This is a genomic window from Kribbella sp. NPDC002412 (assembly GCF_053592935.1).
Genome location: NZ_JBSFBL010000055.1, coordinates 19,381 through 43,277 on the forward strand (window position 1 = coordinate 19,381; position 23,897 = coordinate 43,277).

The 23,897-nt window shown below is 68.3% G+C and carries 31 protein-coding genes and 1 tRNA gene; 12 read left to right on the forward strand and 20 right to left on the reverse strand.

Features of this window, described 5'->3' with window-relative positions; all coding sequences use genetic code 11:
• Together ACWCOV_RS33415 and ACWCOV_RS33420 are read right to left on the reverse strand one after the other, a co-directional pair.
• Positions 1 to 381 (reverse strand): ester cyclase, encoded by a 381-nt coding sequence (locus tag ACWCOV_RS33415; RefSeq protein WP_449833344.1) that lies wholly within the window; start codon positions 379 to 381, stop codon positions 1 to 3.
• Between the two features lie 59 nt (positions 382 to 440).
• On the reverse strand, positions 441 to 827 hold the full coding sequence (locus ACWCOV_RS33420) for an ester cyclase (RefSeq protein WP_449833345.1): 387 nt from the start codon (positions 825 to 827) through the stop codon (positions 441 to 443).
• 158 nt (positions 828 to 985) lie between these two features.
• On the opposite strand from ACWCOV_RS33420, the gene ACWCOV_RS33425 reads away from it, so the two are divergent.
• A complete protein-coding gene (locus tag ACWCOV_RS33425; RefSeq protein WP_449833346.1) occupies positions 986 to 2,296 on the forward strand; it encodes an NAD(P)/FAD-dependent oxidoreductase in 1,311 nt (436 codons plus the stop codon).
• 20 nt (positions 2,297 to 2,316) lie between these two features.
• Here the strand turns inward: ACWCOV_RS33425 and ACWCOV_RS33430 are convergent, their stop codons facing one another.
• Positions 2,317 to 2,739, reverse strand: coding sequence for a GNAT family N-acetyltransferase (locus ACWCOV_RS33430; RefSeq protein ID WP_449833347.1), 423 nt, complete (start codon positions 2,737 to 2,739; stop codon positions 2,317 to 2,319).
• Between the two features lie 10 nt (positions 2,740 to 2,749).
• Between ACWCOV_RS33430 and ACWCOV_RS33435 the strand changes: the two genes are divergently transcribed.
• From ACWCOV_RS33435 to ACWCOV_RS33450, 4 genes are read left to right on the forward strand one after another with little or no spacing between them, the layout of a single operon-like run.
• Entirely contained in the window at positions 2,750 to 2,902 is a 153-nt protein-coding gene (locus ACWCOV_RS33435) for a hypothetical protein (protein WP_449833348.1), read from the forward strand.
• A 21-nt stretch (positions 2,903 to 2,923) separates the two neighbouring features.
• Positions 2,924 to 3,133, forward strand: a complete 210-nt coding sequence (locus tag ACWCOV_RS33440; RefSeq protein WP_449833349.1) for a hypothetical protein — start codon at positions 2,924 to 2,926, stop codon at positions 3,131 to 3,133.
• Between the two features lie 47 nt (positions 3,134 to 3,180).
• Positions 3,181 to 4,884: a PDR/VanB family oxidoreductase gene (locus tag ACWCOV_RS33445; RefSeq protein WP_449833350.1), complete on the forward strand. Its 1,704-nt coding sequence runs from the start codon at positions 3,181 to 3,183 to the stop codon at positions 4,882 to 4,884.
• A gap of 13 nt (positions 4,885 to 4,897) precedes the next feature.
• Positions 4,898 to 5,470 (forward strand): PadR family transcriptional regulator, encoded by a 573-nt coding sequence (locus ACWCOV_RS33450; RefSeq protein ID WP_449833351.1) that lies wholly within the window; start codon positions 4,898 to 4,900, stop codon positions 5,468 to 5,470.
• Here ACWCOV_RS33450 and ACWCOV_RS33455 read toward each other — a convergent pair.
• Positions 5,467 to 6,126, reverse strand: a complete 660-nt coding sequence (locus tag ACWCOV_RS33455; RefSeq protein WP_449833352.1) for a response regulator — start codon at positions 6,124 to 6,126, stop codon at positions 5,467 to 5,469. The genes ACWCOV_RS33450 and ACWCOV_RS33455 overlap by 4 nt on opposite strands.
• 76 nt (positions 6,127 to 6,202) lie before the next feature.
• Positions 6,203 to 7,333, reverse strand: a complete 1,131-nt coding sequence (locus ACWCOV_RS33460; protein WP_449833353.1) for a sensor histidine kinase — start codon at positions 7,331 to 7,333, stop codon at positions 6,203 to 6,205.
• 104 nt (positions 7,334 to 7,437) lie between these two features.
• Between ACWCOV_RS33460 and ACWCOV_RS33465 the strand changes: the two genes are divergently transcribed.
• The 3 genes from ACWCOV_RS33465 to ACWCOV_RS33475 all read left to right on the forward strand — a co-directional run bounded on the left by ACWCOV_RS33465 (position 7,438) and on the right by ACWCOV_RS33475 (position 8,816).
• Complete coding sequence (locus tag ACWCOV_RS33465) at positions 7,438 to 7,944, forward strand: glycine cleavage system protein R (RefSeq protein WP_449833354.1); 507 nt, start codon at positions 7,438 to 7,440, stop codon at positions 7,942 to 7,944.
• Entirely contained in the window at positions 7,941 to 8,489 is a 549-nt protein-coding gene (gene def, locus ACWCOV_RS33470; protein ID WP_449833355.1) for a peptide deformylase, read from the forward strand. Before ACWCOV_RS33465 ends, def begins: the two co-directional genes overlap by 4 nt.
• Positions 8,490 to 8,735: 246 nt before the next feature.
• Positions 8,736 to 8,816, forward strand: a tRNA-Leu gene (locus ACWCOV_RS33475).
• Between the two features lie 90 nt (positions 8,817 to 8,906).
• Here ACWCOV_RS33475 and ACWCOV_RS33480 read toward each other — a convergent pair.
• From ACWCOV_RS33480 to ACWCOV_RS33490, 3 genes are all read right to left on the reverse strand, one after another.
• The gene (locus ACWCOV_RS33480; protein WP_449833356.1) at positions 8,907 to 9,263 is read right to left on the reverse strand and encodes a tyrosine-type recombinase/integrase; all 357 of its coding nucleotides are present in this window, start codon (positions 9,261 to 9,263) and stop codon (positions 8,907 to 8,909) included.
• A gap of 176 nt (positions 9,264 to 9,439) precedes the next feature.
• On the reverse strand, positions 9,440 to 9,811 hold the full coding sequence (locus tag ACWCOV_RS33485; RefSeq protein ID WP_449833357.1) for a hypothetical protein: 372 nt from the start codon (positions 9,809 to 9,811) through the stop codon (positions 9,440 to 9,442).
• A gap of 96 nt (positions 9,812 to 9,907) precedes the next feature.
• Positions 9,908 to 10,387, reverse strand: coding sequence for a hypothetical protein (locus ACWCOV_RS33490; protein ID WP_449833358.1), 480 nt, complete (start codon positions 10,385 to 10,387; stop codon positions 9,908 to 9,910).
• Positions 10,388 to 10,961: 574 nt separating this feature from the next.
• Between ACWCOV_RS33490 and ACWCOV_RS33495 the strand changes: the two genes are divergently transcribed.
• Positions 10,962 to 11,156 carry a hypothetical protein gene (locus ACWCOV_RS33495; RefSeq protein WP_449833359.1) on the forward strand — a complete coding sequence of 65 codons (195 nt, stop codon included), beginning with the start codon at positions 10,962 to 10,964 and terminating at the stop codon, positions 11,154 to 11,156.
• Positions 11,157 to 12,003: 847 nt separating this feature from the next.
• Here ACWCOV_RS33495 and ACWCOV_RS33500 read toward each other — a convergent pair.
• From ACWCOV_RS33500 to ACWCOV_RS33510, 3 genes are all read right to left on the reverse strand, one after another.
• Entirely contained in the window at positions 12,004 to 12,459 is a 456-nt protein-coding gene (locus ACWCOV_RS33500; protein WP_449833360.1) for a hypothetical protein, read from the reverse strand.
• 117 nt (positions 12,460 to 12,576) lie between these two features.
• Positions 12,577 to 14,019, reverse strand: coding sequence for a cytochrome bc1 complex cytochrome b subunit (gene qcrB / locus ACWCOV_RS33505; protein ID WP_449833361.1), 1,443 nt, complete (start codon positions 14,017 to 14,019; stop codon positions 12,577 to 12,579).
• 576 nt (positions 14,020 to 14,595) lie between these two features.
• A complete protein-coding gene (locus ACWCOV_RS33510) occupies positions 14,596 to 15,417 on the reverse strand; it encodes a uracil-DNA glycosylase (protein WP_449833362.1) in 822 nt (273 codons plus the stop codon).
• A gap of 117 nt (positions 15,418 to 15,534) precedes the next feature.
• Here ACWCOV_RS33510 and ACWCOV_RS33515 point away from each other — a divergent pair, with 117 nt between their 5' ends.
• Complete coding sequence (locus ACWCOV_RS33515) at positions 15,535 to 15,699, forward strand: hypothetical protein (RefSeq protein WP_449833363.1); 165 nt, start codon at positions 15,535 to 15,537, stop codon at positions 15,697 to 15,699.
• Here ACWCOV_RS33515 and ACWCOV_RS33520 read toward each other — a convergent pair.
• A complete protein-coding gene (locus ACWCOV_RS33520; protein ID WP_449833364.1) occupies positions 15,679 to 17,103 on the reverse strand; it encodes an MFS transporter in 1,425 nt (474 codons plus the stop codon). The genes ACWCOV_RS33515 and ACWCOV_RS33520 overlap by 21 nt on opposite strands.
• Positions 17,104 to 17,231: 128 nt before the next feature.
• Between ACWCOV_RS33520 and ACWCOV_RS33525 the strand changes: the two genes are divergently transcribed.
• Positions 17,232 to 17,801, forward strand: coding sequence for a TetR/AcrR family transcriptional regulator (locus ACWCOV_RS33525; protein WP_360536971.1), 570 nt, complete (start codon positions 17,232 to 17,234; stop codon positions 17,799 to 17,801).
• Here the strand turns inward: ACWCOV_RS33525 and ACWCOV_RS33530 are convergent.
• The 7 genes from ACWCOV_RS33530 to ACWCOV_RS33560 all read right to left on the reverse strand — a co-directional run bounded on the left by ACWCOV_RS33530 (position 17,798) and on the right by ACWCOV_RS33560 (position 22,529).
• Positions 17,798 to 18,706 (reverse strand): Ppx/GppA phosphatase family protein, encoded by a 909-nt coding sequence (locus ACWCOV_RS33530; RefSeq protein ID WP_449833365.1) that lies wholly within the window; start codon positions 18,704 to 18,706, stop codon positions 17,798 to 17,800. The two genes, ACWCOV_RS33525 and ACWCOV_RS33530, sit on opposite strands and share 4 nt — an antisense overlap.
• Positions 18,699 to 19,181 carry a DUF501 domain-containing protein gene (locus ACWCOV_RS33535; protein WP_449833366.1) on the reverse strand — a complete coding sequence of 161 codons (483 nt, stop codon included), beginning with the start codon at positions 19,179 to 19,181 and terminating at the stop codon, positions 18,699 to 18,701. The genes ACWCOV_RS33530 and ACWCOV_RS33535 overlap by 8 nt, the downstream gene beginning before the upstream one ends.
• The gene (locus ACWCOV_RS33540; RefSeq protein ID WP_449833367.1) at positions 19,178 to 19,783 is read right to left on the reverse strand and encodes an FtsB family cell division protein; all 606 of its coding nucleotides are present in this window, start codon (positions 19,781 to 19,783) and stop codon (positions 19,178 to 19,180) included. The genes ACWCOV_RS33535 and ACWCOV_RS33540 overlap by 4 nt, the downstream gene beginning before the upstream one ends.
• 6 nt (positions 19,784 to 19,789) lie before the next feature.
• Positions 19,790 to 21,070 (reverse strand): phosphopyruvate hydratase, encoded by a 1,281-nt coding sequence (gene eno, locus ACWCOV_RS33545; RefSeq protein ID WP_449833368.1) that lies wholly within the window; start codon positions 21,068 to 21,070, stop codon positions 19,790 to 19,792.
• A gap of 79 nt (positions 21,071 to 21,149) precedes the next feature.
• The gene (locus ACWCOV_RS33550; RefSeq protein ID WP_449833369.1) at positions 21,150 to 21,689 is read right to left on the reverse strand and encodes an RNA 2'-phosphotransferase; all 540 of its coding nucleotides are present in this window, start codon (positions 21,687 to 21,689) and stop codon (positions 21,150 to 21,152) included.
• On the reverse strand, positions 21,686 to 22,246 hold the full coding sequence (locus ACWCOV_RS33555) for a LysR family transcriptional regulator substrate-binding protein (protein ID WP_449833380.1): 561 nt from the start codon (positions 22,244 to 22,246) through the stop codon (positions 21,686 to 21,688). The genes ACWCOV_RS33550 and ACWCOV_RS33555 overlap by 4 nt, the downstream gene beginning before the upstream one ends.
• On the reverse strand, positions 22,155 to 22,529 hold the full coding sequence (locus ACWCOV_RS33560) for a helix-turn-helix domain-containing protein (RefSeq protein WP_449833370.1): 375 nt from the start codon (positions 22,527 to 22,529) through the stop codon (positions 22,155 to 22,157). The genes ACWCOV_RS33555 and ACWCOV_RS33560 overlap by 92 nt, the downstream gene beginning before the upstream one ends.
• A 69-nt stretch (positions 22,530 to 22,598) precedes the next feature.
• On the opposite strand from ACWCOV_RS33560, the gene ACWCOV_RS33565 reads away from it, so the two are divergent.
• On the forward strand, positions 22,599 to 23,114 hold the full coding sequence (locus ACWCOV_RS33565) for a hypothetical protein (RefSeq protein WP_449833371.1): 516 nt from the start codon (positions 22,599 to 22,601) through the stop codon (positions 23,112 to 23,114).
• Here the strand turns inward: ACWCOV_RS33565 and ACWCOV_RS33570 are convergent.
• On the reverse strand, positions 23,031 to 23,870 hold the full coding sequence (locus ACWCOV_RS33570; protein WP_449833372.1) for a phosphotransferase enzyme family protein: 840 nt from the start codon (positions 23,868 to 23,870) through the stop codon (positions 23,031 to 23,033). The genes ACWCOV_RS33565 and ACWCOV_RS33570 overlap by 84 nt on opposite strands.
• Positions 23,871 to 23,897 lie beyond the last annotated feature (27 nt).

Consider the following 23,897-nt stretch of genomic DNA (forward strand, 5'->3'; position numbering starts at 1 on the left):
TCAGGTTTCCGAGAAGCCGCCGATCTGCTCCAGCACGTCCAGCCAATCCATCACCACGTCGGCCTCGACCATCACGCCACCCTCGAACCGATTCATGCTCGTCCCAGTGAAGCGCACCCGCCGCCCGGTGGGCTCGACACCCAGAAACCTGCCCTTGTGCGTCCCGTGATAGACGAAACGCACCGCCATCCGGTCCCCTTCGACCAATCGCTGCGTCACAGTCCCCGCGTAGTCCGGAAAGGCCTGCCGGATCTCGCCGATGCCCTCCTTGAACTGCCCTGCCAGCTCCGGCCCCATCAACCGGTCGAACGCGTCCAGCTCCCCCGCCGCGATCGCGTCGGTGATCGCCTGGTCGATCCGCACCATCTCGTCGCGGTCCATACCACCACCCCTCGTTCGACGCTAGAACGCAGGATGAGCAGCGGCAAGGTCCGGCGGCGTCAGGCTGGGGCGGCGCGGGTCAGCTGGTCGCGGACCGAGGAGTCGAGGTCGCCCCAGGATTCGGTGATCTTGCCGTCGCGCAGGCGGTAGAGGGCGAACTCCGGGGCCGTGATCACGCGGCCGGTCGCCGGTACGTCGAGGAACGTGCCGGAATGCGTTCCGGTGTCGATCAGGTGTGAGGACAGCAAGTCCCCGTCGACGAGCAGGTGCTGCAGCTCCCAGTGGTAGTCCGGAAAGGCGTCGACCACCGACCGCAGTCCGGCGGCGTACCCGGCGAGTCCCATCGCGTCCCCGTTGACCCGGACGTCGTCCGCGACGAACTCCCCGAGCTCCTCGAACCTGTGCTCGTTACACCTGTCCAAGTACCGCCGGTAGAAGGCTTTCATCGGCCCATCGTGTCACCATCGGTACATGACCTATCCCTCTGGAGAGGGAGCATTCCGGCAGGTGAGATCACACCTGAGAGGGTTTGTGAAAGTTTTCACGAGTGCAGTAACCTGAAGTAGACATGAAGTCGGAGATCCACTCAGGGAGAGTGAACCGCATGACAGCCCAGGTGCCGCACATCCTCGTCGTCGGAGGCGGTTACGTCGGGATGTACACCGCGTACGGACTGCGTCGCGCGGCCAGGAAAGGCAAGATCCGGGTCACCGTGGTCGACCCGCGCTCGGTGATGACCTACCAGCCGTTCCTGCCCGAGGCGGCGGCCGGATCCGTGGAACCGCGGCACGTGGTGGTGCCGCTGCGCAAGACGCTGAAGGGCTGCCGGGTGGTGACCGGCCGGGTGACCGGGATCGACCACGAGAACAAGGTCGCCAAGGTGATGCCCGAGGAGGGCCCGGAGTACGAGCTGGCCTACGACCAGGTCGTGGTCGCGCTCGGCTCGATCGCCCGGACGCTGCCGATCCCCGGCCTGGCCGAGGAGGCGACCGGGTTCAAGAACGTCGAGGAAGCGATCGCGCTGCGCAACAAGGTGCTGGACCGGCTCGACGTCGCTTCGTCGCAGCCCGACCCGGCGCTGCGCAAGTCCGCGCTGACCTTCGTCTTCGTCGGCGGTGGGTACGCCGGTGTGGAGGCGTTCGCGGAGCTGGAGGACATGGCCCGCTACGCGACCCGCTACTACGACAACATCAGCCCTGACGACATGCGCTGGGTGCTGGTCGAGGCGACCGGCCGGATCCTGCCGGAGGTCGGCGAGGAGCTGGGCAAGTACACGGTCGACCAGCTGCGCAAGCGCAACATGGACATCAAGCTGGAGACCCGGCTGGAGTCCTGCGAGAAGGGTCACGTGATCCTCAGCGACGGCGAGGAGTTCGACGCCGACACGATCGTCTGGACCGCCGGCGTGAAGGCGAACCCGGCGCTCGCGGCGACCGACTTCCCGCTGGACGAGCGCGGCCGGGTCAAGTGCCTGGCGAACCTGCGGATCGAGGGTGTCACGGACGCGTGGTCGGCCGGCGACAACGCCGCCGTACCGGACCTGACCAGCGAGCAGCCCGGTGTGTACTGCGCGCCGAACGCGCAGCACGCGGTCCGGCAGGCACGCACACTGGCCGAGAACATCCTGCGCGTGGTCGACGGCAAGGCGCCGGAGGACTACCGGCACAAGTACGTCGGCTCGGTCGCGAGCCTCGGCCTGCACAAGGGCGTCGCCCAGCTGTATGGCGTGAAGGTCAAGGGCTGGCCGGCCTGGTTCCTGCACCGGACCTACCACGTGTCCCGGGTCCCCACCTTCAACCGGAAGGCCCGTGTCATTCTCGACTGGACGCTGGCGCTGTTCTTCCGTCGTGAGGTGACCAGCCTCGGCAGCCTGCAGATGCCGCACGAGGAGTTCCGCCGCGCGGCCCGGTCCTAGTCGCCACTACGTCCACATGTTCAGGGCTCGAGGGTCTTGAACAAGTGGACGTCCTCGTTGCCGCCCGGGATGCCCAGGGTCCGGCCGGTCTCGACGTACCCGTGCCGCTGGTAGAAACCGGGCGCCTGGAAGGTGAACGACGAGACGGCGACCCGGTCGCAGCCGCGCCGCTTCGCCTCGGCCTCGGCGGCCAGCAGCATCTTGCTGCCCCACCCGTCCTTGCGGCTGTCCTCGCGGATCCACACCATGTCGATCCCGCACAGGCCGCCCCAGGTCCACGCGGCCAGTCCGCCGACCAGCTCACCGGCGTCGTCGGCGATCTTGATCGAGAACGCGCCGCGGTCCGCGGCGCCCGTGGCGGCGGTGTTGAAGTCGTCGAGTTCCCGGCTCAGTCGCTGCTCGAGCTCGGCGTCGTGTTCACCGACGGTCAGGTTCGCGTTCACGCCGCCGAGTATGCCAACTCAGCGGTCGACGGGCGGCGTGCCCCAGTCGGTGGGTGCGGCGCGGGGTGGTCGCCTCGGTCTTCCAGGCGACGCCGCCGCGAGCGCGCTGTCCTTCCAGGTGCCGAAGGCAACGACCGGCTGGTCGAAGGACGCGGTGAAGTAGAGCCGGTACTACGACTTCCGGTTGTTGGTCCCGCCGTTCGCCCGCCGGCCGCAGAACGCGCCGGTCAGCACCGAGCCGGTCACCTTCCGGCCGGCCGGTTCGATCGAGATCTCCGCGTCCTCGCTGCCGTTCAGCGAGTTCGACGTACGGAAGAGCAGGTTCGCGGCTTGGTCGGCCGAATTCAGGGACGGGTGGGGGTTGCGACCTGATGCCCTAGGCCTGGCCGAGTAGTCACTATCGACTAGTTCATAGTGACTATTTCGGAGAGGTGAGCCTCCATGGTCAAGGCCAGGAACGCTCTGTTCGTCTACGCCGCGCTGGCGGCCCTGCTGACGCAGGTGCCCTCGCCCTTCCCGCTGCGGATGCCGGAGCCGCGCGTGCCGATGCTGCTCGTGCTGGCGGCGACCGCGGGTGTTCTCGGCCTGCTGCTCGCCGTACGCCCGTCAGCGCCGCGCGCGGTGGTGCTCGGGCTGGGCTGGGCGCAGTGCCTGCTGACCATCGCGCTCGGGTTCGTGGTCGGGGACATCCTGGTGATGTTCTGCTGCTGGATCGCCGTACCGATCCTGGCGCTGCTGGCCGGGCAGCTCGCGCGACGGCCGCACCGGGCGCTCGTCGCGGCGCACGCGATCAGCGCGGCCGCGTGGGTCGGGATCGCGTGCGCAGTGGTCACGCTGGCGGTGATCGGGATGACGACGAAGGACCTCGACACCGCGCTGATCGTCTACGAGCTGATCTCGTACTTCGACATCACCGTGCTGCCGTGGGCCAACTTCGCCACCACGCTGACCGGGATCGCGCTCGGCCTGACCACCCGCTGGGGCCTGATCCGGTACCGGTGGGTGGCGGCCAAGATGATCATCTCGTTCGCGATCCTGGCCTCGGCCTTCGCGTACGTCGAGGACTCGGTGGGCGCGGTGATCGAGAAGGCCGAGCACCTTGCGGCGACCGGGGGTACGACGGATCAGCTGGGCGCGGGTGGAGGCGTGGTGTTCGCGGGGTTCGGGCTGCCGCTGCTCAGCCTGGTCGCGGCGATGTTGCTGTCGCTCTACAAGCCGGGCGGGAAGACCCGCTGGGGCCGGCGGGACGGGCTCAAGATCGCGCGAGTGACTCGTCTCGCGGAAGAGACCGTCGGTCTGTTACTGCGTCCGGTGCAGGGCAAGCTGCCGACTTGGGAGCCGGGAGCCCATATCGACCTCGTGCTGCCGTCGGGCTTGGTCCGGCAGTACTCGCTGGCGGGCGCACGGGACGGCGGATTCGAGGTCGCCGTACTGCGTGAGCCCGACGGTCGAGGCGGATCGGCGGAGATTCACCGGCTGAAGGCAGGCACGCGCATCGGGTGGCGTGGGCCGCGGAACAAGTTTCCGCTGGTGGACGCGCCGTCGTACCTGTTCATTGCCGGGGGCATCGGGATCACGCCGTTCCTGCCGATGATCGCGGCGCTCGGGGATCGCGACTGGCGCTTGCTCTATCGGGGACGCTCTCGGGCTTCGATGGCCTACGCGGACGAGCTGGGTCGCGACTCCCGCGTGACGCTGCTGCCGGCGGACGAGGTCGCGCGGCCGGAGCTCGCCGTACTGCTGGCTCAGGTCGCCCCTGGTACGGCGGTCTACTGCTGTGGACCGGAGTCGTTGATGAAGGCAGTCGAGCAGGCGATGCCGGCGCACGCCACGCTGCACACCGAACGGTTTGCGGCGACGGAACGGCCCGGCGAGGCAGAGCCTTTCGAGGCGGTGTTGCAGCGCAGTGGAGTCGTCGTCCAGGTGCCGGCCGAGCGGAGCCTGCTCGACGCGATCCATGACGTCGACCCGACGCTGGACGCTTCCTGCGAGGATGGGATCTGCGGGAGTTGCGAGGTCCGCGTCCTCGGTGGGCTGCCGGACCATCGGGACGACGTACTGCAGAATCATGAGCGGGACCGGACCGACCTGATGTACCCGTGCGTGTCGCGGGCGAAGGGCCGGCGGATCGTTCTGGACGTCTAGTGGGAGGGCGAGCATGGCAGGTGTGAGCAACCCGCTCGGCCTCGTCGTGCTCGCGTTCCTGCAAGAACGGCCGATGCACCCGTACGAGCTCGGCCGGCTGCTGAAGAACCGCAACAAGCAGGAGAGCATCAGGTACCGGCATGCCTCGCTCTACATGGTGGTGAAGCAGCTCACCCGGGACGGGTACATCGAGCCGCAGGAGACCAGCCGGGCAGGGCAACTGCCGGAGCGGACCGTCTACGCGCTCACACCGGCCGGTCGGGAGGTGCTGACGCGGGAGATGCGGGAGCTGGTCGCCGTACCCGCGAAGGAGTATCCGCGGTTCGAGGCTGCGCTGGCGTTGATCGTCGTACTGCCGCCGGCCGAGGTCGTCACGCTGCTCGGGGAGCGGCTGCAGGCGTTGAAAGAGCGGATCGCCTACCTGCGGGACAAGCAGCGGGGCGACGTGGAGTGGATCCACCTGATCGAGTACGAGTACCAGCTCGCGCTCGCCGAGGCCGAGGAGAAGTTCGTACGGCGTTTCCGCGCGTCGGTGGAGCGTGGTGACGTCGGGGAGCTCTGGCAAAGCCTGCACCCACCGCGTTAGTCGTGCAGCATGCCCGCGTCGTGCACCAGGAGGGCGATCTGGACGCGGTTGTTCAGGTCGAGCTTGGTGAGGATGCGGGAGACGTGCGTCTTCACCGTCGGGACGCTGAGATAGAGCGTCGAGCTGATCTCGGCGTTCGACTTGCCCTCGCCGACGGCCACGGCGATCTCGCGCTCGCGGTCGTTCAGCTCCGCCAGCCGGTCGAGAGCTTTGGTCTTGCGCTGGTCGGTGCCGGACGACGCGACCCTCGTGATCAGGCGCTTGGTCACGGCCGGCGACAAGACGGGCTGTCCGGCGGCCACTCGCCGTACCGACTCGACGATCTCGGCGGGCGGGGTGTCCTTGAGCACGAACCCGGCGGCGCCGGCTCGGAGGGCACGCAGCACGTGTTCGTCGGCGTCGAAGGTGGTGAGGATGACGATCTCGGGGGCGTTCGGGCGACGCCGTACCGCCTCGGTCGCGGTCAGGCCGTCGGTGCCGGGCATCCGGATGTCCATCAGCACGACGTCGGGCGCGAGCCGGTCGATCAGCCCCTGGACGCCGCTGCCGTCGCCTGCCTCGCCGACCACGCGGATGTCGGGTGCGCCGCCGAGCATCAACTTCAGACCGGCGCGCAGCAGCGGATCGTCGTCGACGATCAATACCCGAATACTCATCCACGTCCTCGCTTCGCTCCGGGCGCGGATGAGGCACAAGATGGGCTGTGCTTGATGATGAACTCGCTCCGCTCGTTCATGCGGGCCACGGTAGCCAAGCGAAGAGGCGGAATTCGCCGTCGGGGGTGCGGCCGTGCTCGATCCGGCCGTCGACGAGCGCGGCGCGTTCGGTGAGGCCCAGCAAGCCCTTGCCGTCTCCACGTCGGCGGTTCGGGGCGGGGTTGCGCACTTCCACCTCGAGGCCGTTGCCTGGGGCACCGGTCACGCTGATCTGCACCGGCTCGCCGGGCGCGTGCTTGAGGGCGTTGGTGAGACCCTCCTGCACGATGCGGTACGCCGTACGGCCGACATGGTCCGGCATCGCGCCAGGAGCGTCCAGGACGAGCTCGACCGGAAGGCCGGCCTCTCGCGAGCCATCGACGAGCACCGGGAGATCGGCGAACGTCGGCTGCGGGAGCTCGCCGACGGGCGCCCGCAGTACGCCGATCACCTCGCGAAGATCCTGGAGCGCCTGGTGCGCGCTGGCCCGGATGATCTCGGCGGCGCCGGCGACCTCTTCGGTCGACGCGTCGGGCCGGTAAGCGAGAGCGCCGGCGTGGACGCTGAGCAGGGACAGCCGGTGGCCGAGTACGTCGTGCATCTCGCGGGCGATCTCCTCGCGCGCCCGCAGCTGGGCCTGCTCCGCCTGCAGCTTGGCGACGATCTCGGCACGGTCGGCCCGGTCGCGCAGCGTCTGCAGGAGCTGACGGCGGGACCGGATGTAGAGGCCCCAGACGACGAGCGCCACGTAGAACGACACGGCCGCGATGGCGACGGCCGCGGGGTCGTCCGGCTTGTTCCGCACGTCGAGGTAGATGACCAGGCTCACTGCGTTGGCGACGAAGACCCCGAGCGAGACTCTCAGCGGCCGGTGGATGGCCACGGTCAGAATCAGGATCAGGGTCGCACCGCCGGCTGTGTCCGAGAACGTCCCGATGGCCGCGCCGACCAGGGCGAGTTGGACCGGCCAGCGGCGCCGGAACCACAGGGTCAGGCAGAGCGCCATCCCGAAGTAGAAGTCGAACGCCAGCAGGTTCGGGCTGATCGGGTCCTTGCTGCCCTCGTCGTACAGCAGGAAGCCGGTGAACACCGCGACCACGAAGGCAAGCGAGTCCACGGCCCAGTCCCGCGCGCTGCGGCGCGGACGTGCGGACCTGGACTCTGCCATGGCACGAATGTAGCGGTGCGTAAGCGCTCTCCGGCGTTCTCGCGGCTGTCCGGATACCGAAGTCGGGTCATCGGCTACTTAGGTCGGGCGGTAGGTTGCCGGGCATGAGTCAGCTCGCAGTCACCGTCATCGGCCCCGACCGCCCGGGCATCATCGCGGACGTCACCGAGGCCCTGGCCGGGACCGGAGTCAACCTCGAGGACTCCACGATGACGCTGCTGCGCGGCCACTTCGCGATGATGATCGTCTGCTCCGGGCCGTTCGAGGAGGTCAAGACCGCGGTCGAACCGCTGCGCGGCGAGCTCGTGATCACGGTCCGCAAGGTCGGCCCCGAACACGAGCACGCACCGATCGGACCGTCGTACATCCTCAGCGTGCACGGCGCCGACCGGCCCGGGATCGTGGCCGCGGTGACCCGGATGATCGCGTCCGCGGGCGGCACGATCACCGACCTGACCACGCGGCTGGCCGGTGAGCTGTACGTGCTGACCGCCGAGGTCGAGCTGCCGCTGACCGCGGAGCTGGAGATGCTCAACCGCGCCCTGGAGATCACCGCCGAGGAGCTCGGCGTCGGCGTCACCCTGCGCCCGGCGGAGAGCGACGAGCTGTGACGGTCATCGCCGCCTGGTCCCCTGCGGAACTCGGTGTCGAGGGCACGGTGCTCGACGTACTGCGTGCTCCGCACCCCGTCCTCGCCACCGAGGGCGCGACCGTGGACCCGCTCGACCCCGCCATGATCCAGCTCGCCGCCGACCTGGTCGCCACTATGCGCGTCTCCCCCGGCTGCGTCGGACTCGCGGCACCACAAGTGGGCGTCGCGGCGCAGATGTTCTCCCTCGACGTCACCAACCACCCGAAGACGCGAACGTGCCACGGAGTCTTCGTCCTCTGCAACGCGGTCGTCGTCGAGGCTTCCCGGCAGGAGAAGGGCCGCGAAGGCTGCATGTCCGTCCCCGACTTCACCGGCGACGTCAAACGCGCCACCCGCCTCACGGTCACCGGCACCCTCCCCGGTACGACGGAGCAGGTCACCATCACCACCGACGCCTTCGAAGCCCGCGCCCTGCAACACGAAATAGACCACTGCAACGGCAAACTCTTCCTGGACCGAGTAGCCGGCGCCCACGCCGTCTACCCCCGCAAGGTCTACAAATAGAACCGTGGGTATCCCCTCGCCGCCTGCTACGCGCGCTCCTGCGTCGCGCACTACGCCGCCAGCCCCACCCACCCTCTTCCCGCTCGCGAAGCTCGCTAGATCTGCTCGCCCCGCTCGCGGCGCGCTCGCTCCGCTCGCTCTATCGACGGCGGCGTAGTCGGCGCATGCTGCCGCCGTCTAAGCCCCCGCTGCCGCCGGAACCCCCATCGGGCTCACTCAGCTTGTATGGTCAGTGCTTGCCGCACAGCCCGGGTGGCGGAACGGCAGACGCAGCGAGCTTAAACCTCGCGGCCGAAAGGCATACGGGTTCGAATCCCGTCCCGGGCACACCCCACGCTGACCTGCGAATATCACGCTGTGACATAAGCGGAGACTTATCAACCCCTGCAGTAGTTGCACAGTCAGTTGCAGCCGCCGTCACGACCACAACGCCTTACCCACACGCTCAGCCGCGTCCCGTGTCAGCTTGTCTCGCACCTGCGCGTAGCGCTTTGTCACCGCGAGCGAAGAGTGCCCGAGGATCTCTTGAAGCACGCTGATGTCAACTCCTTGTTCCAGGAGCAACGTCGCGGCGGTGTGGCGGGCATCGTGATGCCTCGCGTCCCGCACACCACTAAGCGAGAGCATTGCCTTGAACTCGGCCCAGTCACGCCGTGGGTTGATCGGCCTGCCGTGCCGATCCGCGAAGACAAGGTCCCAGTCCTCCCACGAGGCGCCGGCCGCCAAACGCTCAGTGGCTTGGGTAACGCGGTGGGCCCGAAGCTGCTCGACCAATGGAGCAGGAATGGGGACCTAACGTACCTTCTTGCCCTTGGGCTTTCGAAAGACCCACTCGCCGCCGGTTCGTACCTTGCATGTTGGCGATGCGGAGTACTGCTGCACTTTGACACTTACGCGTCAAGGCCTTCATCCGCCGACTCGGTCTCAAGCGTTCCGCGCGACCTCTAAGCTCAGCCGACCGGAACTGCCGTGACCTCGAAGTGTGCCTCGAAGGTCCCAGTCTCGTCGGTTTCGGAGACGTTTGAGGTGCAAGTGATGAGGTCCGGGCTGTTGGCGTCCTTGCCCCCGGCCCAGGTCTTGGACTCACTGAACGGTTCGGGTGTTCCACCAGTCGGCGTGAAGGTCCCCTCAATGGAGAACGTCACGGCGTGGTATTTGGTGTCATCGATCCAGCCGTTGCGGCCCGCGGTGACGATCAGCGTGTCTTCGCCATCGCAGACCCACTCCTCGGGGGACTTTTGCTGCGGTTGCGCAGCCGCCGGCACTGCTGTCCCAATAAGGGCGATCGTCGACACGACGCCCGCGATCAGCATCCTGCGCATGGCACTGCCTCCTTCCCATTGCTGTCGTAGCTTTTTCGTCATGCCCACCGCCAGCGCCCGGCGCGGGAGCTGGCGGGGTGAGTTCCCCAGGAAGACCTAGTGACAGTGGAAGAACTCGTTGACCGTGCCGTCGGGCCGGACGTTGAAGTGATCGACTTGGTTGGTGCGGATCGTTGACCCGTCCGAGCCGGTGGCGTGGAGGTTGAACGTGAACGTGCCGTTCACGGTCGCCCCGTTGGCGTTGAAGCCTCCCCAGATCGTGACCTTGCCGGTGTAGCTCGGCAGGGTCGGGTCCTCGAGCGGCACCGCGACGAAGGTGCCGGTCTGGGTGAAGGTTTCGTGCACGCGGCCGTCATCGAAGGTGGTCGTGTGCACTATCAGGTTGGTGGTGGTGGTGATCGTGTAGAGCGGTCCTTCGCCCGAGCAGATGGGATCGGGAATCACATCGACGAAGGTCTCGACGAGGTTCTTCTGGGTGGTGGTCTCGGTGACCGGTGGCGCGCCGAACGCGGGCGCTCCGGTGAACAACAGGCCCGCGATCAGCAGGCCGACCATCAGTAGCAGGCGACGAAGCATTCCATGCCCCCTCTTGCGAGATGGAGCTCTGTGCGCCGGGCGGTTGTGACGTTACTCGCGCCTGGCTGAGGGAACCAGGGCTGATCCGGGGCGACGCCGGCGACTCCAGACGAGCTGACCGACGCCATGGGTTTGAAGTAGGCAGTCCGTGGTCGTAGTTGCACCGGTAGTTGCAGTTCACCCCGATTCGCGCACGTTCCGGGGGATACAACAACCAGGTGACGAGCGCGGTGCGGACCGTGACGAACCTCGCTGGACAGAGGCTGGTCGAACTCAAACCTCGCGGCCGAAAGGCCTACGAGTTCGCATCCCGTCCCGGGCACATCCCGTTCCGATTTACTTAGATGCCGCATCAGAAATGTAAGCCACAGGCTTCAGCAGACCCGACGATTGCACTAGTGGTTGCCGCTACCTCGGTGATGACGCCCACCGGGCCTTCCCGATTTTGCCCCGAGAATCTCCTGCACGAATCGGATATCGACCCCCTGCTCCAACATCATCGTCGCCGTATGACACGGAACTGTCAGCGCTGGGTCGGCGGGCGTTCCTTCTGGGGGCATGGGTGGCCGGCACGATGTCCGGAACCCCGCGGAACTCTATTGGCACCGGGCTCTGCGCCTTCACCGACGCCGTCGCCGTCTCCGGCGCCTTGGAGCTGAGCGTGATCGCCACCGCCGAGAAGTCATGGTTCGGCCCGGCCGAAGTCATGACTCCCTTGTTGGCGTCGACCAGCGATCTGGCGGCGGTCACAAGCTCGACTCGGCTGTAGGTGGCCTCCCGGATGGTCACCGGCACTGGCTGACTCGCCGCGAACTGCCGCAGATCGCCCGGGGATCACCTTTCCAATAGACCACGACGGACTTGTGGTCGTTGAGAATGCGAATGCTGCCCGTGTTCGGGTCGGGTCTCGTCGAGCCACTGCATCAACGCTTGAGCCGTATCCTCTTCGGGCGTTGGGCTGAATTTCCCCCGGACCGGGCCTTCAGGGTCCGTTGGATCACCCCTCTTGGATCGGCGCCGCTGGTTGAGTTCCGAGCGATCAAGGCGATCCGAACACATGCGCGTCGACCTGAACACCGCCAAGTCAGACTTAACCTCGCGACCGAAGGGCATACGGGTTCGAATCCCGTCCCGGGCACGCGCAGTCGACCCACGGGTCTCCGCAGACGCTCTCTTCGTCCTCTTCGTCGCTCCGCTCCTCAACGCGCCCGCCCGTGGAGTCGTCCCGCACAACCCGCTACGCCAGTTCCCAACCCACCCCCGGCTTGTCGCCGGTACCCTCCTCACCGGCTATCGCTGGCGTCTACGGGCTGCCGCCCCGCCCGCGCGCAACCGCGCGACCGACCGCCCCGCGAACTGGCTGCGAGTGGGCACCTCTCGTGGTCGCGCTTCCTGCTCGATAGGGCCTGAGCGGTCGGCCCGGTCCGAAGGGGGTGAGCCGGATTCGAACCCGACCACGGTGCGCCCCGCGTCTGCCCCGGTCGTGTCCCCGGCAGTGGCCGATGATGCGTGTCATCGGATCCACCAGTTCAGCTGGCAATTGCAACCGGCAGCGTTGTCCCGGGCCCTCGCCGGCCGCCTCGCGTGCGTGCTGTTTCCGCACGGCACGGGACTGGCTAGTCGCCGGAGTGGCCCCAGAAGGTTAGTTCGGTGGGGGTGCCGCGGTCGTCGTGGAGGATGGCGCAGCGGCCGACCCAGCGGGCTCGAGGGAGCTTGTCGTCAAGCTCGGTAATGTCGGCTCGGGTTGGTCGATCCGTGCCGATTGCGGCTCGGACCTCATCGGCGGTGGCTGGGATGATCGTGCCTTGGTCGTACCAGTCTCGCGGTTGGTCGGGGTCGACCACTCGGAGGACGTCAAGGATGGAATGCGTTCCCTCCTCGCGCACGTACTCGTCTTCGAACAGGTCTTCCAGCCGCGTCGGCCGGGGTGGGCGGTTGGCGGGCGTGAAGTATTCGCTGTCGCCGTACCACCAGTACTCGCCAGTGGTGAATACCTGCTGCCGCAGGTCCTGCAGAGCTTGGCTGAGATCCTCCTGGTAAGGGACGAAGTATCTCCACTCGGACGCACCCATACACGACTCCCGGCTAGCTCAGCGGCGACCTGAACAACACACGGCGCGACACTACAGGGCAAGCCCGCAATGAGGCGCTCAGATCTTCGCGATCGTTGGGACTGGTGAGCGCGCTCGTCACGCCGGTCGTTCGGTGCCTTCGTTGTCTGCGTCGCTCGGCGTGGGGGTGGTTTGGGCGGTCAACGCGTGGGTTTTCGCGGATGGGCCCAGGAGGCGCCAGCGGCGGTATGCGTCGACCGGGCGGTGCGTCTCGACGTACCCGCCACTTGGGAGACGGATTACTTGGCCGGTTTCGATGCCGTGGGTTGCGATCTGGGCGTCGCTTGCCTGCAGGCCGACGCAGATGCGGCGGGTGATCATGAATGCGGCGGGTGGGCCGAGGATCAGGAGGATCTGGAAGGCGTGGATGAGCGCGTTGACGGAGAGGTGGAAGAGGACGGCCATGGTGTCGGCGGCGGCTGCGGCCCAGAGGACGCCGTAGAAGGTCATTCCGGCTACGCCGATGCCGGTTCGGGTCGGGTTGTGGCGCGGGCGTTCGAGGAGGTGGTGCTGCCTCCGGTCGCGGGTCAGTCGCTCCTCGATGAACGGGTAGAGGGCCAGGAGCGCTAGGAACAGCGTGCAGATCGCGACCGGGAGCAGTACGGCCACGGTGTAGGTCTTGCCCCACAGGACGAATTCCCAGCCTGGTGCCAGGCGGAGCGAGCCGTCGAGGAACGCGAGGTACCACGCTGGGCCGACGCCGGCTGAGGCGTTCGCGGGATCCGCGGGGCCGTACAGCCACACCGGGTTGATGGTTGCCGTCGCGGCCATGAGGATGACGACCCCTGCGACGAAGCAGAACAGGCCGATGCTCTTGACCGCGGCCACAGTCGCCGGGCGTCCCACCACGTTGTCTTCGGTTCGCCCGGGCCCGGTGCGCTGTGCGGGCTGGCGCTTGAGCGCGAGGACTGCGCCGGCAACGAAGAGGAGGACAAGCACGGCGGGCAGTACGACGACGTGCAACGGGTAGAACCACGAGATCACATCGCCCGGGAAGTCTCCCCCGAACAGCAGGGCCGCAAGGGCTGTGCCGACGAGCGGAGTGGCCTGCAGAACACCGTCGAGTACGGCGAGGCTCATGCCGGACGCCATGTCGTCCGGGAGTGATGTGCCGGTGAGGGCTGCGCCCAGCGTGACGATGAGCAGCCCGAAGACAACGAGCCAGTTCAGGCGACGTGGCCGACGGAACCCGCCGGTGAAGAACAGCCGCAACAGGTGCAGCGTGATCGCCGCGACCATGATCAGCGTGGACCAGTGGTGGATCTGACGGATCAGCAGGCCACCGCGGACCTCGAAGGTGATCGCCATGACCGAATCCAGTGCCCGGGACATCCCTACGCCGTTCAGCGGTGCGTACGGTCCGTCGTACACAACGTGATCGACCGACGGTTCGTAGTACACGGTCAGGAAGACGCCGCTGAACACGATCATGACGAAGCTGTAGAAGGCGATCTGGCCGAACAGCAGCGACCAATGATCGGGGAACACCCTTGCTCGCAGGTTGCTCCATGGACGGTGCATGGCCCGACCTCCTTGGTCCTCCTCCACGCCGGCCGCAATCCGCGGTCATACGTACGACCCCGCAGCCCTCCCCCCTGTGACGCGCCGTGTCACACATCACGATCACGCCCACCCCACGGGTGCTCCGCAGCCCCTCTCTCGTCGCTCCGCTCCTCAAGCGCGCTCCCACCCGCCCCCCGGCTTATCCCCGGTACCTTCCTTGCCTGCTGTCGTCGGCGTCTGCAGGCTGGTCGCCCACGACGTCCGGGCTGCGGCCCAGCCTGCGCGCTGACTTCGGGGCTATCGCCCGGCCTGCGCGCTACCGCGCGACCGACCGCACTGCATGTCGCACTCGCGCGCCGAGTGAGCCCTCTCGTGCTTGGTGCAGTGAAGGAACCGCTGACGCTCCGAAGCTGTGCGCCGGATGCCCGGTGATGTCGCGGCACCCGCGACGCCGGGTGCCTAGCGTTGTCCGGGGCTGCGTGCCGGGCGCTGGCATTGTCCGGGACCCGCGCGCCGGATGCGCCAAGGATCCCCAGTAGGTGAGCGCGGCGTCGTTCGGCTTGATCGACAGGATCCGCGCATCGTTTCAGTAAGTCAGGGGATGCCGGCGATGGATTTTGCTCGGGTGAGGACTGTGTCGAGCATGGGGGCGGTTAGTTTGCCGGTGAAGGTGTTTTGTTGGCTGGGGTGGTAGCAGCCTAGGACGGTGACTGGGCCGATTTGGTGTTCTACGGCGTGGCCGAAGGGTGGGCGGGGTTTGGGGACGGGAGCGCCGGTTGCGGCCAGGGCGGTCAGGAGGGCGTCGTAGCCGAACTTGCCCAGGCAGATGATGGCTCGGGTGGTGGGGAGGGCGAGCTCGAGTTCGCGGCGGAACCAGGGGGCGCAGGTGTCGCGTTCGGTGGGGGTGGGTTTGTTCGCGGGTGGGGCGCAGCGGACGGCGGCGATCATGCGGGTGGCGATGAGATGGAGGCCGTCGCCGGCGTGTTCGCTGGTGGGCTGGTTGGCGAGGCCGACGCGGTGGAGGGCGGCGAACAGCCAGTCGCCGGAGCGGTCGCCGGTGAAGACGCGGCCAGTACGGTTGCCGCCGTGCGCCGCCGGGGCGAGGCCGGCGATCAGGATCCGTGGCTCGGCGGCGCCCCAGCCGGCGATCGGGCGGCCCCAGTAGGGCTGGTCCGCGAACGACTTCCGCTTGCCTAAGGCAACGTCTTCCCGCCACTCCACCAACCGCGGGCAGGCGCGGCACACCGACACGCGCGCCTCGAGCTCGGCCAGATCATCCGTCCGTGCCAGCCGCTCCACCGCTGCAGCGTCGGCCGCCACCGGAGTACGTCGTACGGCGGGATCGTCCGGCCACCCCGTACCGGGCGGGACCGGGCTCTCGAACAACTCGCCCGTCAACGGATGCGGCAGCTTCATCCCCTCAGACTAAAGTCATGAGCGTCGTAGGAGTCGTCGCATCGGCAGCCGGCGGAGTCGAGCCGGTGCGGTCGCACCCTCGGCGACCAGACGAGCCACGGCCGCATCTTCCCCAGGGTGAACGCGGCCCACGCGAGGCATCCCGCGTGGGCCGGTCACCTGGACGCCCTCAGGTCGGCGGGCGTCGTGCTGGTGGAGTGGGAGTTGCTCGAGCCGCGGTCCGAGGACGGGCGATCGTTGCCCTGGGACCGCATTCTCGAGTCAGCTGACAAGCTCCTCTAGGACGGGCTCGGCGGGAGCAGCATGCTGCGCCCGGCGGGCGGCCGGGATCGCCAACGCCAGCAGTACGGCGACCGCGCAGAAGGCAGCCAGGAGAAGGAACGTGTCGGTGAAGCCGGACTCGGCGGGGAGCCCGCTGGCTTGCAGGTGACCCGTGATGATCGAGCTGGCAATCGCCGTACCGATCGAACCGCCGATGGTGCGGATGTTGGCGTTCATGCCGGTTGCGGCGCCGGTCTGCTCGCGCGGCACGTTCTGCACGATCAGGCTGGTCATCGACGCGTAGGCCAACCCGAGTCCGAGGCCGAACAGCGCGGTCGACAGTGCCACCTGCCACGGCCGGTCGTGGAACTCGGCGAAGGCCACGGACGCGACCAGACTGAGCGCCGAGCCCCACACCACCTGCGCCTTGACGCTGAACCACGGCGCGATCGGCCCGCTCAGCGAACCGCTGATCGCCATCGTCACCAGCATCGGCAGCATCAGCAGCCCGGCCTGGGTGACACTCGAGCCGAACCCGAACCCGGCGACCGTCGGGATCTGCATGAACTGCGGCACGAACGCGTACACCGCGAACATCGCAGCACCGAACAGCAGCGCCACCAGGTTCGTCGTCCAGACCGCCGGCAGCCGCATCATCCGCATGTCGATCAACGGGTTCCGCGACCGGAGCTCGACGGTGATCCACGCGACCAGCAGTACGGCGGCCGCCGCAAACAATCCGATTGTCAACAATGAGCTCCAGCCCCAGGACCGGCCGGCGCTCAACGGCAGCAGCAGGGCGACGAGCCAACCCGACAGCAACGCGGCCGCCAGCCAGTCGATCCGGCCCGGCACGCGCTGCGGCGACTTCGGAATGCAGAAGCGAACCAGCACACCGGCCACGGTGATCACGACCAGCGGGATCCAGAACAGCCAGCGCCACCCGAGCGCCTCGACGATCGGGCCGGCCAGCACGATCCCGAGCCCGCCGCCGACCGCGATGACAGCGGACAGTACGCCGACCACCGACGGCACCCGCTCGGACGGGAACTCGTCCCGGATGATGCCGAACGCCAACGGGAACACCGCCCCGCCGAGGCCCTGCACCACCCGGCCTCCGATCAGTACGCCGATGTTCGGGGCGACCGCTGCGATCAGGCAGCCGACCGCGAGCGCAGCCAAGGCGATCAGCAGGGTGCGTTCCTTGCCGACCATGTCACCGATCCGGCCGAGCAGTGGGGTCGCCACCGAGACCGACAGGAGCAGTGCGGTGAACACCCAGGTGACGGTGCTCGCCGTCGTACCCAGGTCGCGCTGGATGACCGGGAGGGCCGGGCTGACCAGCGACTGCAACATCGAGAACGCGGCCACGACGGTCGCCAGCACGGCCAGCGTGAGCCGTGCGGAAGTGCCATTTCCAGGCATGCAGAAGTCCTTCGAAGAGGTGTGCGTCCGCCGCGAGCGCGGCGTGCGAATCCCCGGCCTGGTAAAGTCGAGGTATGCCTCCACTATAACGGAGGCATGCCTCCGGTTCCAAGTCGATAGGGTGCAGTGTGGATCAGACCAGGCCGGCGTTGCAGGTCGACGTACGGCGCCCGCAGCGGGCCGACGCGCGGCGGAACTTCGACGCGCTGCTCGCCGCCGCCCGGGACGCGTTCGCGGCCAAGGGCGTCGAGGCGTCGCTCGAGGAGATCGCTCGCCAGGCCGGGGTCGGCATCGGCACGCTCTACCGCAACTTCCCGACCCGGCAGGACCTGCTCAACGCGGTCTACTTCGGCGAGATCGAGGAGCTGTGCATCGCCGCGGAGGAGGTCGCGGGCCTGCCGCCGTGGGAGGCGCTGACCACCTGGCTGCGCCGGTTCGTCGGGTACGCCGCGACCAAGCGGGCGATCTGGGAGTCGCTGAACCGCGAGTCGGAGAGCTTCAAGGCGGCCCGCGAGGCGATGTACGCGGCCGGCACACCGTTGTTCGAGCAGGCGCAGAAGTCCGGCGACGCCCGCGCCGACGTGAACTTCGACGACGTACTGCGGATGGTCAGCGGGCTGACCGCTGGGAGTTTCGTCGACGAGGCGCAGCGCGATCGGGTGCTGGCGATCGCGTTGGACGGGATCCGCGTCCGCTAGGCGATGGAGAGTGCGACGCCGTCCAGGATGTCGTGCTCGGACACCAGCACCTCGTCCACGGCCATCCGGTCGTACAGCCGCTGCAGGATGAGCGCTCCGGCGCCGATCACGTCCACGCGTCCGGGGTGAATCGACCGTACGGCGGAACGCTCGGCGCGGGCGGAGTCCGTCAGCCAGGCGGTGGTGGCGCGGAGGTCTGCTCCGGAGATGCGGGCGTGGTGGATGCGCGAGCGGTCGTACTCGGGAAGGTTGAACGCGACGGCGGCGACTGTGGTGACGGTGCCGGCGACGCCTACCAGCGTTCTTGCCTGGTTGATCGGCACTGAGGTGGCGTCGAGCAGGGCGTCCACGTCTTTGGTGATGGCGGCGAGCTCGGCGGGGGTAATTGGGTCGGATCTGACGTGGCGTTCGGTGAGGCGGACCGAGCCGATGTCGAGGGATTCGGCTGCGAGCACGCCGGAGGTGTCGCCGAGGACCAATTCTGTGGAGCCGCCGCCGATGTCGGCCACCAGGTACGGGCCTGGGACGTCGAGGGCTTCGGTCGCGCCGCGGAAGGTGAGCTCGGCTTCCTCGGCGCCGGAGATGATGTCGGGCTCGACGCCGAAGCGCTGGGAGATCCCCGCGAAGAACTCGTCCCGGTTGCTCACATCCCGCGCCGCCGACGTCGCCACAAACCGGGTCCGCGCCGCCCCCGCCGCCTGAATCACCCCGGCAAACTCATCAGAAGCCGCAAACACCCGCTCCAACGCCTCAGCCGCGAAAGCACCAGTCGCATCCACCCCCTGCCCGAGCCGCACGATCGTCATCCGCCGATCCACCTCGTGAAGCTCACCATCGACGAGGTCGGCGATCAAAAGGCGAAGAGAGTTTGTGCCGCAGTCGATCGCGGCGACCCGCTCAGACACACGGGCCTCGGCGGCCCCAGTCTTCTAGGGCTTCTAGGGTTTCGTCGCCTAGGGGGTTGGTGCCGGGGCCGGTGGCCAGGGAGTGGCCGGCTAGGACGTGGAGGCATTTGACTCGGGTGGGCATGCCGCCGGCTGAGATGCCGGCGATTTCTTCTACGTGTTCGATGGATTCGCGGTGGGCCAGGTAGGAGTCGTGAGCCGCGCGGTACGACTTGGCCAGGTCCTCGTCCGAGGCCAGGCGTTCGGTCATCTCCTTCATCAGGCCCTCCGCCTCGAGGGTGCCGATGGCGGAGGCGAGGCGGGGGCAGGTCACGTAGTACGTGGTGGGGAACGGGGTGCCGTCCGGCAACCGCGGCTCGGTTTCGACCACGTCGGGGAGGCCGCAGGTGCAGCGGTGGGCGATCGAGCGGATCCCGCGTGGGGTCCGGCCGAGCTGCTTGCCGATCGCCTCGATGTCTTCTGGGCTGACGCTCAACGGGTTGCCTTCGGCGACGGGGTGAGGATGGGTTTCGGGGTCGGCTTGGCCGGGGTCGGCCTCACCGGGGTCGTGGGCTTGCCGGCGCCCTCGACACTCCCCCACAGCTTGGTGTACCAGGTCGGCTTCTCCGGTTCCGCCGTACCGTCCGAGGGGGCCGCGGGCTCCGGCGGCGCGCCGACCGGCTTGCCGTCCGCGCCGATCACCCGGTAGCCGACCTCGCCCGGCATCACCCAGCCGAGCCGCTGCCGCGCCTGCGCCTTCACGTACGCGTCGTCGTCCCAGCGGGCGATCTCGTCGTTCAGCTCGGCGACCCGCTTCTCCCGGTCGCGGATCTCCTGCTGCAGCGCGGTGATCTGCTGGTGCTGGTCGAACCACACCCGCAGGCTCTGCGCGTACGACACGATCAGCGCGCCGAGGACGAGCAGCACGACGGCCGCCCGGCCGGTGAGGTTGCGGGAGCCGCGGGTCCGGGCCGGACCGGGCGTGGTTCCTGTCGTACGGCGTTTGGGCTGGTCGCCCCGCCGGGCCGGTGGACGCGACTGGGTACGGCTCGACGGACGCGAGCCGGGGCGCGAACCGGATTCCCGACGGGGCGGCACGTCAGGTCAGCCCTTGAACCGCGGGAAGGCCGAGCGGCCGGCGTACTTCGCCGCGTCGTCGAGCTCCTCCTCGATCCGGAGCAGCTGGTTGTACTTCGCGGTCCGGTCGGACCGGGCCGGGGCGCCGGACTTGATCTGGCCGCAGTTCGTCGCGACCGCGAGGTCGGCGATGGTGGTGTCCTCGGTCTCGCCGGAGCGGTGGCTCATCATGCAGGTGAAGCCGCTGCGGTGGGCCAGGTCGACCGCGTCCAGGGTCTCGGTCAGCGAGCCGATCTGGTTCACCTTCACCAGCAGCGAGTTCGCGGCCTTCTCGGTGATGCCGCGCTGCAGCCGCTCGACGTTGGTGACGAACAGGTCGTCGCCGACGAGCTGGGTCTTGGCCCCGAGCTCGGTGGTGATGGCCTTCCAGCCGTCCCAGTCCTCCTCGTTCAGCGGGTCCTCGATCGAGACGATCGGGTACGACGCGACCAGGTCGGCGTAGTACGCGATCATCTCGTCGGCCGACTTCTTGCCGCCCTCGAACGCGTAGACGCCGTCGGTGTGGAACTCGCTCGCGGCCACGTCCATCGCCAGCGCGATGTCGGTGCCGAGCTGCAGGCCGGCCTTCTCGATCGCGATCACGATCAGGTCCAGCGCCTCGCGGTTGCTGGCCAGGTTCGGCGCGAAACCGCCCTCGTCGCCGAGGCCGGTGGACAGGCCGCGCTCCTTCAGCACCGCCTTCAGCGCGTGGTAGACGCCGGCGCCCTGCATGACGGCCTCGGCGTACGTCGGCGCGCCGATCGGGGCGATCATGAACTCCTGCACGTCGACGTTGCTGTCCGCGTGCGCGCCGCCGTTGAGGATGTTCATCATCGGCACCGGCAGGACGTGCGCGTTCGGGCCGCCGACGTAGCGGAACAGCGGCAGGCCGGCCGAGTCCGCGGCCGCCTTGGCGACGGCGAGGCTGACGCCGAGGATGGCGTTCGCGCCCAGCTTGGCCTTGTTCGGGGTGCCGTCCAGATCGAGGAGGGCCTGGTCGATCAGCCGCTGCTCGTGGACGTCGTACCCGACGATCTCCTTGTCGATGTCCTCCAGGATGGCCGTGACGGCCTTCTGGACACCCTTGCCGCCGTACCGGGCCTTGTCGCCGTCGCGGAGCTCGACGGCCTCGAACTGGCCGGTGGACGCGCCCGACGGCACTGCGGCCCGGGCGACGGTGTCGTCGTCGAGGAGAACCTCGACCTCGACAGTGGGGTTGCCGCGCGAGTCGAGGATCTCGCGGGCGCCGACGGCCTCGATGGTGGCCACATTGACTCCCAAGTTCTCGATGACGAATCGGTTCTGAGCCTAGCTGGCAGACCAGCGGGCAGGTGGACTGTGTCCTCGCCTAGCCGAACCCACCGCCCTGGTCAGGGTCGGCCTCCACAATCGCATCCGGTGGCACGAAGCGGGTCAGTAACACTCCGTTGGGAGCCCGATAGACGGCGAGATTGCCGGGATCCACACCCAGCAAGACTTCCACAGCCGATCGCCGGCCGACATGACTGTCCTTGGACGGCGCCAGATGGACATGAGTACGCCGTCCCGGCAGCAAGCCGTCCCGCCGGATCGCGGCCAGGGCTTGCCGCTGCGTCCCGTGCCAGAGCAGGTGGTCGGGGTACACCCGTTCCCAACTGTTCTCCAAGGCTTCACGGGTCACCGGCATCCCGTCGAGCGAGTGCCCCTGACACGCCCGGATCCGCTCGCCGTCGACCTGCAGCCGCTGCTTGTCGTTCAGCTCGACGGCCGCGTCGAGATCTGCGCGCTCCATCCCCAGCAGATGCAGGACGTCGGAGATCGCGGCCCAGCCGTCCGCACTCATCGTGAGGCCGCGCTCACCTGCTGTGTGCCTGAGCAGCCTGGAGATCCTCCGGCTGTCCCTGCTCACAGCAGCATCCCCTTCAGCTCCTCCACCCGGTCGCCACGGTCGGCTCGCGTGACGACGTAGTACCGCACCGGCGGCAGGTCCTTGACCGGGATCTTCCGTACGGCGCCCGTCGTACGAACGGACCCGTTGACCACGGCCGGACCTACTCCTAGACGGACGAAGTGGACCAGCAGTTCCCACCCCTCCGCCTCCACCGCGACGGACCACCGGATGCCTTGGTCCAGCATGCTCCGCTCCAGCTGCTGCCGATGCGGACGCCCCTTCGGCGGTACGACGAGCGCCTCGTCCTGCAGCTCCTTCAGCCGCACGCTCCGCCGGTCGGCCAAGCGGTGATCCGACCGCGTGATCAGGGTCTGCGGGTACTGCGCCAGCAGCGTGCACTCGAGGTCGTCGGGCGGCACGGTGAGCGCGGTGACTCCGAGATCGGCCGCGCCCTCGCGCACCGCCTGGAGGGTCTCGGCGGCGTCACCGGTCTGCAGCCGCAGTTCGCGGCCCTTCGCCAGGTAGCGGCGGATGGGATCGCCGAGCAGATAGAGGTAGCTGCCCGATCCCGCGATGAGGACGAGCGGCCGCGGCGGGGCGGCGTCCAGGGTGTCGAGGAAGTCGGCGGCCCGGTCGCGGGTGTCGTTCGCGAAACGCGGCCAACCGCTCGCCGGCCTCGGTGAGCTGCAGGATCCGGCCCTGTTTGGCGTAGAGCGGCCTGCCGAGGCGTCCTTCGAGTTTGCGGATGCGGGTGTGGAGGGCGGGCTGGCTGACGTGCAGCTCCTCGGCCGCGCGGGTGAAGTTCCGGTGCTGCGCGAACACCGCGAACGCTTCCAGATCCTCCGCGACCAGTTCCATCGACAGAAACTATAGCTGGCCGGATGATTATTAGTTCTGCTGAAGAGCTGGCGCGGTCAGCCTGGTGACATGAACAGATTGGGAATCGACATCGGCCGGGTGATCATCGACGGATCCTCGGGGACCGGTGACACGTCGTTCTTCTCCGGCGACACCGCGGCCATGCTGCGGACCCCCGCCGTGCCGGGGGCTTTCGAGGCGATCGCGCGGCTGGTGCCGTTGTTCGCGGACACCTGGCTGGTCTCGAAGTGCGGGCCGCGGGTGCAGCAGCGGTCGCTGGAGTGGTTGCGGCACCACCGCTTCTTCGAGCTGACCGGGATTGCCGAGGGCAACGTCCGCTTCTGCCTTCAGCGACCGCAGAAGGCGATCCACTGCGCCGACCTCGGCATCACGTACTTCGTCGACGACAAGCCGGACGTGATCGCCGCCATCACGCCGGTGGTGCCGCACCGCTACCTGTTCAAGAACTGGCCCGCCACCGAGGCCGCGATCCGCCGCGACCTAGACGCCGAAGCCACGCCGGGCGTCCGCGAGCCCCTTACGGTTCTCGGCCGGGTCGGCGATCCCGGTGCGGATGTCCTTTGAACACCGCCACGCGAAATACCCGGCCTGGAGGGCGTACCGGACCTGCAGAAACGCGTCGAGTCCGCCCTCGACCTCACCCCGCAACTCCGGTCGCGCCTGCAGGTACGCCGGTACGACGACATCGGGCCCGCCGACGTACATGACGGCGGAGGCCAGGTCGTACAGGACCGGCCCGTGCATCGCCGCACCCCAGTCGATCAACGCGATGGTGCCGTCGGCCTGGCGCATGAACGCCTCGGGCGACGGGTCCCCGTGCAACCCACCCCAGGTCAGCTGACCGAGCCGCCGTACGCCGTCCATCGCGCCCTCGACGGCCGGCCGGATCCACTCCTCGAGGTCCAGCCACGGCTCGAAGAACTGCAGGAACCGAAGCCAGTCGGCGACCTCGCCCGCGGCCGTCCGGCTCGCCTGATGGACCCGCCCCAGCATCTCGCCGACCGCGGCGGCATCTGCGTCCGTCAGCGGCACGCCGTCGACGAACTCGAGGACGCCGACCAATCGGTCGTCGTCTGCCTCGACCAGGCGTCGCGCGTTGCTGGGCACCGGCCGGCCGGTCACGAACCCAGCGTCGGCAAGCCGGGCCGCAAGTTCGAGCCCGGGCCCGAAGCCCTCGTCACGCGCGCCGACCGCCTTGACGACAACTCGCCAGCCATCGCCTTCAGCGAGCCATGTCGTCGACCCCATCCCGCCGGGCAACTGCGCGACGCTCGTCGGCTTCCGGGACCAGCGCTCCGCGAGCAGCTCGGCAATCTCCACCCGCCACACCCTGCCAGCTCGGCAGCC

Coding starts and splice junctions, on each gene's coding strand:
- ACWCOV_RS33445 (WP_449833350.1), top strand. CDS start 3,181: ATGGTCAAGGCCAGGAACGCTCTGTTCGTCTACGCCGCGCTGGCGGCC.
- ACWCOV_RS33425 (WP_449833346.1), top strand. CDS start 986: ATGACAGCCCAGGTGCCGCACATCCTCGTCGTCGGAGGCGGTTACGTC.
- ACWCOV_RS33560 (WP_449833370.1), bottom strand. CDS start 22,529: ATGGAACTGGTCGCGGAGGATCTGGAAGCGTTCGCGGTGTTCGCGCAG.
- ACWCOV_RS33455 (WP_449833352.1), bottom strand. CDS start 6,126: ATGAGTATTCGGGTATTGATCGTCGACGACGATCCGCTGCTGCGCGCC.
- ACWCOV_RS33500 (WP_449833360.1), bottom strand. CDS start 12,459: ATGGGTGCGTCCGAGTGGAGATACTTCGTCCCTTACCAGGAGGATCTC.
- ACWCOV_RS33435 (WP_449833348.1), top strand. CDS start 2,750: ATGCCAACTCAGCGGTCGACGGGCGGCGTGCCCCAGTCGGTGGGTGCG.
- ACWCOV_RS33485 (WP_449833357.1), bottom strand. CDS start 9,811: ATGCGCAGGATGCTGATCGCGGGCGTCGTGTCGACGATCGCCCTTATT.
- ACWCOV_RS33510 (WP_449833362.1), bottom strand. CDS start 15,417: ATGAAGCTGCCGCATCCGTTGACGGGCGAGTTGTTCGAGAGCCCGGTC.
- qcrB (WP_449833361.1), bottom strand. CDS start 14,019: ATGCACCGTCCATGGAGCAACCTGCGAGCAAGGGTGTTCCCCGATCAT.
- ACWCOV_RS33495 (WP_449833359.1), top strand. CDS start 10,962: ATGTCCGGAACCCCGCGGAACTCTATTGGCACCGGGCTCTGCGCCTTC.
- ACWCOV_RS33490 (WP_449833358.1), bottom strand. CDS start 10,387: ATGCTTCGTCGCCTGCTACTGATGGTCGGCCTGCTGATCGCGGGCCTG.
- ACWCOV_RS33465 (WP_449833354.1), top strand. CDS start 7,438: ATGAGTCAGCTCGCAGTCACCGTCATCGGCCCCGACCGCCCGGGCATC.
- ACWCOV_RS33420 (WP_449833345.1), bottom strand. CDS start 827: ATGAAAGCCTTCTACCGGCGGTACTTGGACAGGTGTAACGAGCACAGG.
- ACWCOV_RS33565 (WP_449833371.1), top strand. CDS start 22,599: ATGAACAGATTGGGAATCGACATCGGCCGGGTGATCATCGACGGATCC.
- ACWCOV_RS33520 (WP_449833364.1), bottom strand. CDS start 17,103: ATGCCTGGAAATGGCACTTCCGCACGGCTCACGCTGGCCGTGCTGGCG.
- ACWCOV_RS33415 (WP_449833344.1), bottom strand. CDS start 381: ATGGACCGCGACGAGATGGTGCGGATCGACCAGGCGATCACCGACGCG.
- ACWCOV_RS33450 (WP_449833351.1), top strand. CDS start 4,898: ATGGCAGGTGTGAGCAACCCGCTCGGCCTCGTCGTGCTCGCGTTCCTG.
- ACWCOV_RS33460 (WP_449833353.1), bottom strand. CDS start 7,333: ATGGCAGAGTCCAGGTCCGCACGTCCGCGCCGCAGCGCGCGGGACTGG.